Source organism: Desulforhopalus vacuolatus (assembly GCF_016918505.1).
Taxonomy (GTDB): Bacteria; Desulfobacterota; Desulfobulbia; order Desulfobulbales; family Desulfocapsaceae; genus Desulforhopalus; species Desulforhopalus vacuolatus.
The window spans coordinates 30511-44985 of record NZ_JAFFPZ010000019.1 but is presented as its reverse complement, the minus strand read 5'-3'; the positions used below and the strand labels follow the sequence as shown (position 1 = coordinate 44985).

General features: G+C 48.5%; 10 protein-coding genes and 1 pseudogene. 2 read left to right on the top strand and 9 right to left on the bottom strand.

Translation table 11 applies throughout. The features are described from left to right. Positions 1 to 129 precede the first annotated feature (129 nt). Positions 130 to 471, bottom strand: a complete 342-nt coding sequence (locus JWG39_RS11670) for a hypothetical protein (RefSeq protein WP_205219585.1) — start codon at positions 469 to 471, stop codon at positions 130 to 132. Between the two features lie 676 nt (positions 472 to 1147). Further along, positions 1148 to 1291: pseudogene (locus tag JWG39_RS11665) on the bottom strand (AAA family ATPase); the annotation flags it as partial. A gap of 382 nt (positions 1292 to 1673) precedes the next feature. Here JWG39_RS11665 and JWG39_RS11660 point away from each other — a divergent pair. Continuing rightward, on the top strand, positions 1674 to 2615 hold the full coding sequence (locus tag JWG39_RS11660; RefSeq protein WP_205219583.1) for an Lcl C-terminal domain-containing protein: 942 nt from the start codon (positions 1674 to 1676) through the stop codon (positions 2613 to 2615). Between the two features lie 511 nt (positions 2616 to 3126). Here JWG39_RS11660 and JWG39_RS11655 read toward each other — a convergent pair. Next, positions 3127 to 4572: an ImmA/IrrE family metallo-endopeptidase gene (locus JWG39_RS11655; RefSeq protein ID WP_205219582.1), complete on the bottom strand. Its 1446-nt coding sequence runs from the start codon at positions 4570 to 4572 to the stop codon at positions 3127 to 3129. Next, a complete protein-coding gene (locus tag JWG39_RS11650; protein WP_240192110.1) occupies positions 4548 to 5105 on the bottom strand; it encodes a hypothetical protein in 558 nt (185 codons plus the stop codon). The genes JWG39_RS11655 and JWG39_RS11650 overlap by 25 nt, the downstream gene beginning before the upstream one ends. Before the next feature lie 850 nt (positions 5106 to 5955). Here JWG39_RS11650 and JWG39_RS11645 point away from each other — a divergent pair. Continuing rightward, positions 5956 to 7653 carry an AMP-binding protein gene (locus JWG39_RS11645; RefSeq protein WP_205219581.1) on the top strand — a complete coding sequence of 566 codons (1698 nt, stop codon included), beginning with the start codon at positions 5956 to 5958 and terminating at the stop codon, positions 7651 to 7653. Between the two features lie 497 nt (positions 7654 to 8150). Here the strand turns inward: JWG39_RS11645 and JWG39_RS11640 are convergent, their stop codons facing one another. From JWG39_RS11640 to JWG39_RS11620, 5 genes are all read right to left on the bottom strand, one after another. Further along, positions 8151 to 8789 carry a site-2 protease family protein gene (locus JWG39_RS11640; RefSeq protein WP_205219580.1) on the bottom strand — a complete coding sequence of 213 codons (639 nt, stop codon included), beginning with the start codon at positions 8787 to 8789 and terminating at the stop codon, positions 8151 to 8153. Positions 8790 to 9418: 629 nt separating this feature from the next. Next, complete coding sequence (locus JWG39_RS11635) at positions 9419 to 9982, bottom strand: IS630 family transposase (RefSeq protein ID WP_205219579.1); 564 nt, start codon at positions 9980 to 9982, stop codon at positions 9419 to 9421. Continuing rightward, entirely contained in the window at positions 9979 to 10488 is a 510-nt protein-coding gene (locus tag JWG39_RS11630) for a helix-turn-helix domain-containing protein (protein ID WP_205219578.1), read from the bottom strand. The genes JWG39_RS11635 and JWG39_RS11630 overlap by 4 nt, the downstream gene beginning before the upstream one ends. A 169-nt stretch (positions 10489 to 10657) precedes the next feature. Further along, a complete protein-coding gene (locus JWG39_RS11625; protein ID WP_205219577.1) occupies positions 10658 to 13348 on the bottom strand; it encodes a CBS domain-containing protein in 2691 nt (896 codons plus the stop codon). 208 nt (positions 13349 to 13556) lie between these two features. After that, positions 13557 to 13970 (bottom strand): GxxExxY protein, encoded by a 414-nt coding sequence (locus tag JWG39_RS11620; RefSeq protein WP_205219576.1) that lies wholly within the window; start codon positions 13968 to 13970, stop codon positions 13557 to 13559. Between the last annotated feature and the right edge of the window lie 505 nt (positions 13971 to 14475).

Sequence of the window (14475 nt, the reverse complement as noted above, 5' to 3'; positions counted from 1 at the left end):
CTCTCAATTTAGAATTTTCTACGACCACTCCAACAAGAACACTCAACAAAATCACAACTACAGTTTCTGTAAAATTATCAAATTTAATTAAATCATTACTCTTTAGAAACTTAACAAAAAAGACATTCATTAGAAAAACAACAAATGTTTTTTTTTCGACATTAAAAAATTCACAATAATATTTTCATTACTTGCTATGGTCCAAAAAATAAATATCGAACCAATTATCACCTTAACATCAAGATACGGCGATCTGCTTGTATCAATAACTTCAAAAGAATAGGCTACGAATAGACATATCGACAACAACAAAAATTTTAAATCAAGTTTCTTTAAATAACCTTGAGCTATTCCGATACCTAACAAAACATATTGCATCCAATAGAGGAAAAACCTATCACCAATTTTTCCTACAATACCACCATTAGAAATAGCGAATGTTGGAACTACCAGATCTGGGGCTGGGCCCAAGTAGTTATTCTGGCTTGGGGATAATTTCGAATAGTTTTCAGTTTACGCAAATGGTAAGTAATTATGCAAGTATGCTTATCATCAAGAAAGATGTTCCACACATCCTTCCAGAGAAGTCCTGAACGTGACCGCCTGGGAACAGAATTTTTCAACGGTACCCCATCTCTCAACAATACTCCGCTGAGCCAGCTTGTACTTGTTTTTTCTCTTTCTCAATCATCCTTTTTTTTTGCCAATAATTTTTTCCTTGGCGGGTTTGGCATGCATGTAATGCAAAACATCCCAAGAATATTCTATCATGTCCGGGAAACTATAGTCCCTAGCTGGTGAAGCGATACTCTTTTGAATTTATAATTGTCGATATATTGGTAAGTTAACAGTATATGCTGGCTCAACTCAGCTGCTATGCACTATAGAATCGGATTCGGCATATAAGGCCACTGCGACCCAGGACTCAATGGATTTCGAAGGAATACACAGTACGGTTCTGGAGTCGATCTGAACAGGTGACAGCCAGCCTTTAATCACTTCTTTCAATTTTTCCGTGGTGTCCAAAGCTGGAGGACACGGCTGCTCGCAGGGTAAATCATCGAATAAAAAATCTTGGATATTTGCCGATGAGTAGGTCTTGGACGCGACATCAGCGTCGATGGCCAGGATCAGAAGGTCAAAATTCTGCAGTAGCGGATAACACTCCGAGAGCTTCCAGAATATTGCTCTTTCCGCTTCCGTTGGCACCGATAAACACGTTGACAGTACCGAGGTCAATGGAAAAATCCCGGAGGGTCTTGAAGCCTTTTATCGATAGAGTTTTGATCATGTTGTCCTCTTCTTGAACCCGCAGGGTCTGATTCCTTTAAGCCAATTGAACAGATGAGAAAGATTAGAGGGAAAGGTTTTTAAATCAAATTCCGGCTCCTTTCCCAAGTGTTCTCTTTATGCTCTTTCGTTTCCCCTGTCTGCAGCATGGCGCTGTAACTGAACAATCAAGTTGAGTCCTCTGCCACTATCAACAAAAGAAACACCCCATAGCCAAGGCCTTTTTTGTGGCAAAGTTTTGATTCATGTCAATGTTATAGGAACGATTATCATGTTGTCTCATGTGCAGGAGAACAGTCGTACAGATAACAGTCGTACAGATGCCTGACAGAGCAGGGTATTATACCTTAAATCAGAGGGAAAATCTAAAAAAAGGAGTATCCATGGCAGAATTTGATACAATTACAGTTGGTAACCGCGTTATTTCCCCCATCGACTGGGAAATGAATCCTTCCTTTTCATTCGGCACCTACGAGTCCTGGGGTGGCCGGGAGCGGGTTCGTGATAATAATGAGTGTGTCTACTACTTTTTCATTGACGGCTGGGGTGATGAACCGAAGCTCTGTCTGATGGAAAGGGCGGTGAAACACGCGTGTATTATCGCTGAAATTGAGGCACCGCAAAAGCTCCTGCAGGACTGTGTAGACGGTGAAGGGAAGGTTGCGATCTTTGAGAAGAGCTTCACTATTAATCAAGCAGTGAAGGATTGGTTGATCAAGAACGTTCTCAGTGAAGAGGGCGTGAGCGATCTGGTCAAGCCGATAGTTGAGACGGTGGACATTGAGGAGATGGGACCGCCTCTGCCGGATGCGTCCTCTGTCCAGTTGCAGGGCGAGGTGGTTACGCTGCCTTCAGCGGCGCAGATTATCAACGATGAAGATATCGCCGGAGTGATCCGTAAGGGAAACTTCTTTGATCGTGAACTCAACCCTGAAGGGCGTTTTGAAAACCTGTTTGTTGCCGGAGAGAGTCCTGAGGTTGCTGTGGATCTGCGTACTGGTTTGATGTGGGAGCGGGAGGGGCAGGATATCCACTCAATCCGTACCATGCGTCTCAATCTTGAGAGGGTGAACAAAGAGGCTTTCGCTGGTTTTTCTGATTGGCGTCTGCCTTCAATGGAAGAGGCTTTGTCACTTTTGGAGCCGGAGCGTAATATGAAGGGTTTGTATCTCCACCCTTGTTTTCATAAGATGGAGGCTTTTGTTTTTGTTAATGCTACGCGTAAACCTGGTGGGTATTGGTTTGTTGATTTTAAACAGGGACGGGCTTTTTGGAGTTCTGGGTCTATTCCTGGTGGGTTTGGGCGTTTCGTGAGAACGGTGTAAGAAAGGGAGACGGGAGAAGGGGAAAGGCGAAAGACGGTAAGGCAATTTTTACCGCGAAGAACGCTAAGGGACGCGAAGAAAGGCTAAAAAGATTTTTTTGGATTAAAGCAGGAAGGGCAAAGGATTGAACTGCGAAAGGACTTTTTTGCCAACGAATAAAAGCTCTAATTATGCGAATAAGGGCGAAAAGCGAAAGACGGTAAGGCATTTTTTACCGCGAAGAACGCTAAGGAACGCGAAGAAAGGCTAAAAAGATTTTTTGGGATTAAAGCGGGTAAGGCAAAAGATTGAACTGCGAAAGGACTTTTTTGCCCACGGAACACACGGAAGAGCACGGAAAAAAAGGATTGAAATGCTTTTACATTTCCGTGTGTTCCGTGTGTTCCGTGGGTAATTTTTTTGTTGTTCCCTGGACCAGGGCAGGCCTGTTCCGTGGGGAAAATATTAATTATTCTCTGAGTCACTGAAAGGAAAGCCGTGGAGCCTGCTCCCTTAAAGTAAGCGATATCGCCTACATCGAAACGGTCCTCGCCGCCTCCAGAATCCCTTTTTCTTCGCCGGTCAACATGCAGTAGGCTTCGGAATTGGTGATTTGCCAGGCAACGAGTTCACAACTGAGATTATATTTTTCCGAGAGCCGGGAAACCACGTCTTTCATATCGCTGCCGGACCGCACGGCATCGGCGGCTACACTGCGGGGAAGGAGAAATTCAGCGGCAAAGGCCCGGGCCCGTTGTTCCATTATTTCGGGAGTTCGACCTCCCAGTACCTCAAGTAAAGGAAGCCCACCACTGCGGTCCACGAGCAGATGACAGATTTCATGGGCAAGAGAAGTGCGTCTGCGGTGTTCATGTACACCACGGCCGCCAGGATTTGCATTGAGGAGCACCGCCGGTCCGTGCAGGGGTCCCCAGGCTGCGATGGCCTCAAGTTTTTCTGTTGCCCGGGCCAGGGTTACGTCTCTGAGCAAGACACCCCACGACGTCAGTATCCCTTCCGGATCGGGAACAGCATCTCCGACATATCCCAGCTGACTGCGAAGCCACCCCGCCAGAGCATACCCTTGTTCAAAAGAACGGCTTCCGCCATCAAGCGCCATGATCAACGCCTTCCGGCTCAACTCGTCCAGTTCAGGAGTTTTCCGGAGAGGAAGTCCCCGAACCGCCTCGATAACCTGTTTCTTTCCTTCAACTCCCAGACCGCCCGGGGCCATCCGGGCAGCAAGAGAAAGCTCACTGCCGTTCTCGGAATCACCACCCGTCATTTCAAAAAAATCTTCGGCCGACTGCCCGTTCAGAAGTTTTTCCAATTCCTCAGTGCACATACCAGTACAAAGACGGAGTCCCCATTCCCGCACCCGATCCTTTCGTTGCAACCAGAGGGAAACAGCCCTTTCGGCCCGGGGATCTTCACATCCTTCGACCTCTCCGGCAATCCATGCTCCAAGCTCCTCCAACACCTTTTTCACCCGGGCAAAAGGCAAAAAAAAGACCTGATCCCAATCCGGAACACCCACCTGAAAAAGACGCCCCTGTCGCAACAGCAGTATTGAAGGCAGATAGATTCCTTTCAGTGCCAGTGCCAGATCATGGCGATTAAGGAATCGGACCAACTCCTCGTCCTCATCATCGACAATGGTCTCATTCAATCCTTCCCAGCGTCGCTTTGCCGACGATTTCAGAGTATTCATATCTGCGGGATTGATGGGGATGGGATAGTTCTCCTCAATCATCAGCCACGGCCAGTTTTCAGCCAGAAATTCCAGCAGATCCAGCCAACTCCATTCCACGGACCGCTCATTGCCGGCATTATCTTCCGTCACCCACACCGGCTCCCCCTGAATCAGAAATCTGCCTTTACCCCAGGCCAGGCCTTCCCGGAATTTATGGCCCGCACGTTCAAACTCGAACTGTAATCCTTCAGGACCACCGATTATCGTGCGTATTTCTTTTCCCATGACCTGAATTCCTCTAAAAATCCTTGTTTCTCAGCCAGTTCCCGCAGCTCTCGCATAATCCTGCGCGGAATCGAGGCCCTGCCCTTGAGATCACCACGCCAGGGGTATCCATGATACGAGACCCCCGGCATCGTCGGTACGGCCTCATAAATAACCCCTGCATGCACGCAATAAATTTTTTTGGGGAATGTCTCCCCCCGGGCCTTATCCACCGGAAGAGGAATTCCTTCATTCAAGGCCAATTCTGCAATATCCTGCGTAATCTTACAAGAACATTTCCCAACAGGCCCTTTGTCTCCCGGCACAAACCCGGCATAGGGTTGATCCCAACGATGTTTAAACCTTCTATCATATCCGGGAAACTTTAATCGGATTCGGCATACAAGGCCGCTGCGACCCAGGACTCGCGGTAAGGCGATTTTTACCGCGAAGGACGCGAAGGGACGCGAAGGAAGGCTTAAAAGATTTTTTTTGAATTGAAGCGGAAAAACGGGAAAGGCAAAAGACTGGACTGCGGAAAGATTTTTTGCCAACGGAACACACGGAAGAGTACGGAAAAAAGGATTGAAATGCTTTTACATTTCCGTGTGTTCCGTGTGTTCCGTGTGTTCCGTGGGAAAAATGTTTTTTGTTGTTCAACGGAAAAAAGGATTAACGGCTATCTGCCCACGGAACACACGGAAAAACACGGAAAATTACTACTGATGAGTCTTTCTCTGGCGGGTTTGGCATGCATGTATTGCAAAAGATCCCAAGAACATTCTATCATATCCGGGAAACTTGAATCGGATTCGGCATACAAGGCCGCTGCGACCCAGGACTCGCGGTAAGGCGATTTTTACCGCGAAGAACGCTAAGGGACGCGAAGAAAGGCTAAAAAGATTTTTGGGATTAAAGCAGGAAGGGCAAAGGATTGGACTGCGGAAGGACTTTTTTGCCAACGAATAAAAGCTCTAATTATGCGAATAAGGGCTTTTTTCTGTTCTTCTTTTTTCCGAAAAGCAGGGCAACAAAACCTGATGATGTTCGTTGTGGTATGAAACGCTTGTATTGCTGCAGACACCCGTTGTGCTTAAGACGCCCAAATTGGTCGTCTCTACAAAGACCTTTTGCTGTTTCCTTTCTGCTGCCTCCCTTCTCCTGTTTTTCCCGCTTTAAATTTAAAAAATCTTTGTTATTAAATGCTTTTGCCTTTCTTCGCGTTTCTTCGCGTTCTTCGCGGTAAAAATGTTTTACCGTTTTTTGCCTTTTCCTGTCTCTCTTCTTTTTTTCCTTTCAGTAACCAGTTGATTATGAAAGATTTTTTCTGTCAGGTATAATATATTTTTCGAAACGCTCCGAAGAGGGGCTTTTTTGCCAGAACAAAAAATATATGGAGAAGCAATGAGAGTCTTTTCAGAGGGTGCGCAGACCTTGAACGTACTGTTTGACGCCTGTTGCGCAAAGTTCAAAACGGCTCCGTCGCTGGGAATGGCGATGGGGACGTCATGGAGCTACGAAGAGCTGCACCAGCGGGTGATGGCGGTGGCCTCACGCCTGCAGCAGGAGGGTGTGAAGAAGGGTGACCGTCTCGCCATTCTTGCTGAAAACTCTCCCTCGTGGGGGCTTGCCTGGCTGGCCATTGTCCGGCTCGGGGCGATTGCCGTACCTGTTCTGCCGGAGATGCCGGAAGGGGATGTGCAGCATATCCTGCAGGAGATGAAGGTGAAGGCGGTGTTCACCACCCGGCGGCAGTTTGACAAGCTGATCTCCATAGCCGAGAATCTGCACGGGCCAGTCTTTACCTTCGATGATTTCCGGGAGAAGCTGGAGACGCTGAAAACTATCCCGTTCTCTGAATATGTCAGCGAGGCGCTCGCCACGTTCAAGGGGGAAAAGACCGATTTCCCGCCGGTGGAGGAGGAAGATGTGGCCTCCATCATCTATACCTCCGGCACTTCGGGATATTCCAAGGCAGTCATGCTCACGCATCGCAATTTCACCATGAATGCCTGTTCGGCTTCGGGCCTTGCGATACTGCCGGAGCGCTCTACCTGGCTTTCCATCCTGCCGATGTCACACACCTACGAGTTTACCTGCGGCTTTCTTCTGCCGATGATCTTTGGCGCGCGGGTTGCCTATATCGATAAACTGCCCACCCCGGCGGTGTTGCAGAAGCTCTGCCGTTATGAGAAGCCGACGGTGATCTTCGCCGTACCGCTGATACTGGAAAAGATTTATAAAAAGAAGGTGCAGCCGGAGATGGAGAAGGGGCTGATGCGCCTTGCCTGCAGCATCGGCATGTTGCGACGGATGATTTCCCGCAGGATCGGCAAAAAGATACTTGCCTTTTTTGGCGGCAAACTCGTTTTCATGGGGGTGGGAGGGGCGAAGATGAATCCGGACGTGGAGAAGTTCTTCTACGAGGCAAATTTTCCCTATCTGATCGGTTATGGCATGACCGAAGCCGCTCCACTTATTGCGGGTGGGCCACTTTTTGATCCGGCCATCGGGGTTGGCTCGACCGGCCGTCCCATTCCCGGTGTGGAGGTGCGCATTGAGAATGCCAGCCCGCAGACCGGCATTGGCGAAATCATGGCGCGTGGGGAGAACGTGATGCAGGGGTATTACGATGACCTTGAAAGCAGCAGAGAAGCGTTGCCTGATGGCTGGCTTCGCACTGGAGATGTGGGAAGATTTGACGAGAAAGGCAATCTCTATGTTACCGGCCGGTTGAAGAATGTGATTGTTATGCCCAACGGCGAAAATGTCTATCCTGAGGCCATTGAGCACAAGATTGAAACCTTTTCACTGGTGGCGGAGGTCCTTGTGTTGGAGCATGAGGGACAGCTGGAGGCGTGGGCCTTCCCGGACTATGAGCAGCTTGAGAGTGAGCATCCGGGGATGAGTGGAGAGGAGCAGCGTGCTTTGGTGAAGAAGGGGTTGGAAACGCTTCGTCGTGAGGTGAATGAGCAGCTTTCGAGAACGTCTCACCTGGTGCATATTTATGAAAAGAGCGAACCCTTTATAAAGACGGCTACGATGAAGATTAAGCGTTACCTTTACGACGATATGACTATGCGTCGGGAAGAGCAGGGGTGAAACTGCCTGGGAGACGGGAGAAAGGGAGACGGGAGAAAGGGAAAAGCGAAAGGCAGAAACAAAAGGAACCACGAATGGACACGAATAAACACGAATTATTAATCATCTAAAAAGGCAAAAAGGGAGGCAGGAGGCAGGGGAAAAGCGAAAGACGGAACAGCTAAAAGATTTTTGCCAACGAATAACTGCTCGAATAAGGCGAATAAAGACTTTTTAGACAAAAGCATAACTTCTTAAAAAGCTATGAAAAAGATAAAGAATTTTACCGCGAAGGACACGAAGAGTAAAGACAGAACAACAGCAATTCCTTGTTGAGTTTTAAAAATTTTTGTTCTCAAATGCTTTTCCCTTTCTCCTGTCTTCCGTCTCCTTCTTCGTGTCCTTCCATGTTTTCCGTGGTAAAAAATTGTCTTTTGCCCTATTCGCATTATTCGAGCTTTTATTCGTTGGCAAAAAGTTTTTCGCTGTTGCTTTTTCCTTTCTCCCGTCTCCTGTCGTTAAAAGTTGATGACGAAAATGAGCATGTTTTGCGCGGCAATGAGGATGGGCTGGAGTATGACGCCGAAGACACCGGTGATCATCAGTGCCAGCAGGATGAGCATGCCATACCGTTCATAGTGCAGATATTTCATTGCGGCCTCTCTCGGCAGGATTCCCGCAAGGATGCGACTGCCGTCGAGTGGGGGAATTGGCAGAAAGTTGAAGATGCAGAGCATGACATTCATCATGAAGCTGATCTGGAGCATACTCGCAAGGGGAATGAGGATGCTCTGCGGGATGCTGCCGTTGAAGACAACCATAAATTTTAAGAGAATCAGGCTGATGATGGCCAGCAGCAGGTTGGTTACGGGGCCGGCAAGAGCCACCCACAGCATATCTTTCAGCGGGTCCTTGAAGTAGCGTGGATTGACAGGGACCGGTTTGGCCCAGCCAAAATGGACGAAAAGTAGAGCGAGGGTGCCAAGGGGATCAAGGTGGCGCAGTGGATTGAGGGAGAGTCGTCCGGCATTCTTCGCTGTGGGATCACCGAAATGCAGGGCTGCCACGCCGTGGGCTACTTCATGCAGGGTGAGGGCGAAGAGCAGCGGCGGAATGCTGATAAGGAGCTGTTGTATGTCGAAAGAGGGAAAATTCATATTTTAGTGATGTCCTGTACCTGGGGTTGTTGGTTGTTTTGTGAAAGATGGAACAGCGAAAAAAAGGCGAAAAGCGGAAAGGCTATTTTTACCGCGAAGGACGCTAAGAACGCAAAGAAAAACGGAACAGCGAAAAGATTTTTTGCCAACGAATAAAAGCTCTAATCATGCGAATAAGGGCGAAAAACGGTAAGACTTTTTTACTGCGAAGGACACTAAGAAAAACGGAACAGCGAAAAGATTTTTTTGCCAACGAATAACTGCTCGAATAAGGCGAATAAAGACTTTTTAGACAAAAGCATAACTTCTTAAAAAGCTATGAAAAAGATAAAGAATTTTACCGCGAAGGACGCAAAGACAGAACAACAGCAATTCCCTGTTGAGTTTTAAAAATTTTTGTTCTCAAATACTTTTGCCTTTCTCCTGTCTTCCGTGTCCTTCCGTGTTTTCCGTGGTAAAAAATTGTCTTTTGCCCTATTCGTATTATTCGAGTTTTTATTCGTTGGCAAAAAAATCTGTTGTCTTGTCTTTTGCCTTTCCCTGTCCTGCCCGCCTTAATTAAATAAAATCTTTGTCCTTAAATATTTTTCGCCTTTATTCGCCTTATTCGAGCTTTTATACCATTCCTACTAAGTTTTAACCCTATTTAAGGAGGCCCAATCCCGGCTACAGATGCTATTAATAATTCCGGGAATTGCTACCATTTTATTCCATGCGTCACAAGAGGCATCGACTATGTGTTCATAAGAATCATAGACTCGATTAGATAACCATTTTTGTTTCAGCCATTGCCAAATTTGTTCTACTGGATTTAATTCTGGTGAGTAAGGAGGCAACTTTAACAGAGTTACATTATCAAGGTTTAAATATTCCTGATGCCATCCAGCGCCATCTACTATTAACAACGCGTGGTGACCTTCAGGTACATTTTTTGAAATTTCTTCCAGATGGAGCTTCATCGCTACCATATTAGCACAAGGAAGAACTAATCCTACGGCTTGATCTCGACTTGGACACACGGCACCAAAAATATAAGCATGTTTGAATTGTTGTTGGCGAATAGCTCGAGGGCGACTTCCTGTTAGAGCCCAAACCCTGGTAATATCGCCTTGCTGCCCCACTCGAGTCTCATCTTGAAACCAAATATCGACAGTGGAAAGATTAACACTGGTAGGCAAAGCTTCACTGATCAACTCAACAATTTTTTTTTAAAGTTTTCTTGAGCCTCTTCGTCTTGCTTGGGATGTTTGGAGCGACTGCTGATACATGACAACCCAAGGTAATGAAGGAGTCGATATACTCCAGCTAAACTATAAGTAACGTTCCAGTTATCCTTAATAATATCCCGAATTTCGTAGCCTGTCAGGCGACCACCTTCACGTTTTTTTTGTCTTTCAAGTATGTACTTTTTGAATTTTTCATGTTGATCTTTTGGAAGCTTAAAATTTGCTCCTTTTTTAGGTAGGTCATCTAATCCCGAGATGCCATTTTTTTTAAATCTTTTATAAGTAAGCTTCACAGTGGAAGGACTTGTTTTCAAAGAATTGGCTGTTTGTTCTTGTGTTTTTCCGTCTTTTAAATGAGCAAGAATCAAAAGACGAATACGAGTCCTTGGTTTAGTTTCTCTGTGGGAAAGGCCTACAAAATCGTAATCCTGCAGGTTGTATTTTGTTATTGTCATAAGAGATGTATAATACATTTGTTATTCCTGGTCAATACAAAATGGAAATGGTATTATTCGTTGGCAAAAAGTTTTTCGCTGTTCCGTCTTTTGCTTTTTCCTGTCTCCTTTCTCCCTTCTCCTGTCTCCTTTCTTTCCTGCAATACGGTAAACCGCTCTGGCGATGCGTCAAGATGTGAGAATTGGATCAGGAAAGAGGGGGAAGGAATTGTCTGCGCACCAGCTCCTCCTCGTCGTTGGGGGTAGAGGTGAGGCCGTCGAGGCGGGCAATGGTCAGGGTGTCGAGTACCTTTTTGAAGCCGGGCCCGGGTTTGAGGCCTAGGGCGATGAGATCATTCCCGTTGAGCAGTGGACGCACCCAGCGCAGGTCTCGGATGTAGAAGCTGATCGCCTCAAGGACCCGGCTTTTGCGGGTGACCGCTCTCATTGCCAGCAATCCCTCGATTTCAATCCCGTCAAGGATGCGGACGATATCGCTGTTTTTCAGATCACGACACTCGCGCAGGCGGTTGACCCGACTGTCCATCAGCTCTTTTTGGGTGAGGAGAAATTCGCGGTTTTTCGGACTCTCGCTGAAGCGGTCGCAGTAGCTGCCGAGAATGGGGAGCGGTGAACGGCTCATGATAACCAGCAGATACACCTGCCAGCGGCAACAGGCTTCTTTGCGAAAGAGCAGGCTGTGCCAGGAGATGGTTTCCCTGGCCATACAGAGAATGTGCCTGAAGTGTCGGTCAATGCGGCAATACGGCTTGAGATCAGGCCAGATGAAGCAGTAGAGATCAAACTCGCCGAGCCGTTCCAGCGCCGGAAGCGGATTGTCCTCTTCAAGGATAATCTTCAGCTCGGTGGCGTAGCGGGTATCGTTCGTCTTGCCAAAAAAGCCCATCTCTACGGCGTTGCGAATCAGGTGGCGGGTGTGAGGTGAGATGGTGAAGTCCATGCGTTTCTCAAAGCGGATGGCGCGAAAGATACGGCTGGGATCTTCCACAAAGCTGAGGTTGTGCAGGGTCTTGATGGCCTTCTTCCTGAGGTCGCTCTGGCTGTGGAAAAAGTCGATGAGTTCGCCAAAGCGGGCCGGATTGAGCTGAAGAGCCATGGCGTTGATGGTGAAGTCACGACGGTAGAGGTCCAGCTTGATAGAGGAGAGTTCCACCGTCGGCATGGCAGCGGGAGAATCGTAATACTCCAGGCGGGCGGTGGCGATATCCACCTTGAAACTGCCATCTTTGTGGGTTCCCGGCAGATTTTGGGACATTTTCGGCGGCAGGAGAACGACGGCGGTTTTGAAGCGTTCATGGATGCTGCAGCGGCCGCCGGTACGCAAAGAAAGCTGGTGGGCGAACTCGATACCGTCGCCTTCCACCACAATGTCGAGGTCGAAGTTGGGGCTGTGCAGCAGCAGGTCGCGGACGAAGCCGCCCACGGCGTAGGCCCGGCATTTGAGTGTATCGGCAAGCTCCCCGATGTCGAGCAGCAGCCTGATCATCGACCGGCTGAGACCGCCGATGATTATCTCGTTGAGGTTGCGGAGGTTACCTTCAAGGGCGTTGTTTGATTCCGGGCCATGCAGTTTCTTTGGTGAGAGGGCTGGATTATCGACGAGGCGGTTGAGCAGGTCGGTACGGGTGATGATGCCGAGCAGTCCTTTCCCGTTGTTGAGAATGGGGATGATGCGCTGGCGGTTCTCGATGATGAGACCCTGAATATCGCCGAGGGTGGCGTTGATGCCGAGCGTGGCGAACTCGCTGCTCATGTAGTCACTCACCGGACGGCCCCCGAGGTGGTGCTGGCTGGCCCGTTCGAGGATCTGCCGGGTGATGATGCCCACGGTCTCCTGGCCGGAGAGTACGGGAGCAGCCGTGATGTTATAGCGCACCAGAATTCTCTGGGCGGTGTCGATGGTGTCATTCGGGGAGACGGTGATCGCCGGGCTGGTCATCATCTCCTCAGCCACCGCCGCCGGGCGGATATGGGCGTGGAGAACGCGGACCAGTTTTTCCTGGGCCTGGATGAGGGTAATATCGCTGATGGTGGCGGAAGCCGCCATGGCGTGTCCACCGCCGCCGAAATCTGCCGCAACCTCGGCGGTGTTGATGTCCGGGGTGCGGCTACGGGCGATGAGGTGGATGCGTCCTGCCATGGAGATCAGGGCGAAGATGGCGTTGAGGTTCTCCATCTCCAGCAGACGGCGGACGACAAGGGAGCAGTTGTCTACATAATAATCACAGGCACTGGTGGCAATCACCACCGGTACATTCTGAATGGTGTAGCGGCGGGCATTACTGAGCAGTTCGTGAAGGATCTTCACCTGCGCGCTGTTCAGTTCGTGGCTGAGGTAGTGGCTGACCACGTCGAGCTGAGCTCCCTGTTCGAGCAGCCAGGCCGCGGCACGCAGGTCGGCGGGGGTGGTCGAACGGTTGCGGAGGCCGCCGGTGTCTTTATAGATGCCGAGGGTGAGGGTGGTTGCATCCTCCACAGAGAGGGAGACGCCGCGTTTGTGCAGCAGTTCGGTGAGCAGGGTGGTGGTGGCCCCGCATTCACGGATGATCTCGAAGTTACCGTGCAGATCACTTGGGGTGTCTGGATGGTGGTCGAAGATATTGAGGGTGAGTCCGGGGTTGTTGAGGCAGGTGCTGAAGCGGTTTATCCGGGACGCGATGCGGGTGTCAACGAGGGTGAGGGTGGTCACCTTCTCCCGGTCAACTTCCTGTGGGGAGAGTACTTTCAGGTTCAGGTAGCCGGAGCCGAGGAAGTCGTGCACGTTGTGATCGCAGGAACCTGAAAAGGCGGCTACGGCATCGGGAAAGAGCCGGACTGCGGCCAGTATGGAGGCCAGGCCGTCGAGGTCTGCTTCGGTATGGGTGGTTACAATATGCATTGTGCAGGCCCGGTTGAAAAAAGATTTTTTGCTAACGAAATACTCTTAATATATAAAAGACGGAACAGCGAAAAGATTTTTTGCCAACGAATAAAAGCTCGAATAAGGCGAATAAGGGCGAAAAACGGTAAGACTTTTTTACTGCGAAGGGCATGAAGAAAGACGGAACAGCGAAAAGGGCATTTTATAGAGAGAAGATTGCGTGTGTTTAGTGTATTTCGCTGGCCATTCCGTCTTCGGTTGTTCGTTGGTGTTTGACGATTCTTTCTGTCTCCACCTTGGGATAGTGGCCGAAGTTAATTAACAAGCCCAGTTCATACCCGGTGGCATGCAGATAGTTCAACACCTGGGCACGGTGTTCGGACAGGATGGTTGAGACAGCCTTTATTTCAACGATGATTTTGTCGTGACAGACAAAATCAGCCAGATATTCCTGTTTGAGAGGTGTGCCCCGGTAGGAGAGAAGGATTCGTTTCTGCTGGACAAAGGGAACCCCCCGGCGACCTAATTCCAGAGCCAGGCATTCTTGATAGACAGATTCCAAGAATCCAGCCCCCATGGCGTTGTACACATCAAAGCATGCCCCTATTATTTCATAGCTCTCGTCTGGGTGGATTAACATATAATTTTTGGTACCCGGTAAAGATTTTTTTTGCCAAATAAAGACGCTAAATATTTGAAAAATGGCAGTTTATAGATAAAAAACGGAACAGCGAAAAGATTTTTTTGCCAACGAATAACTGCTCGAATTATACGAATAAAGGCATTTTTTATAAAAGCGTAACTTCTCAAATACTTTTCGCTTTCCTTTGTCTTCTTTTCCCCTTCCTCTATCCTACCCGCCTTAATTAAAAAAAATCTGTGCCCTTAAATCTTTTTCGTCTTTATTCGCCTTATTCGAGCTTTTATTCGTTGGCAAAAAGTTTTTCGCTGTTCCGTCTTTTTCCTTTGCCTGTCGCCCATCTCCCCTTCCTCTGTCCTGCCCGCCTTAATTAAACAAAATCTGTGCCCTTAAATCTTTTTCGTCTTTATTCGCCTTATTCGAGCTTTTATTCGTTGGCAAAAAGTCTTTCCGCTGTTCCAGCTTTTGCTTTTCCCGTCCTAAAAACCACCCTCTACAATACCAA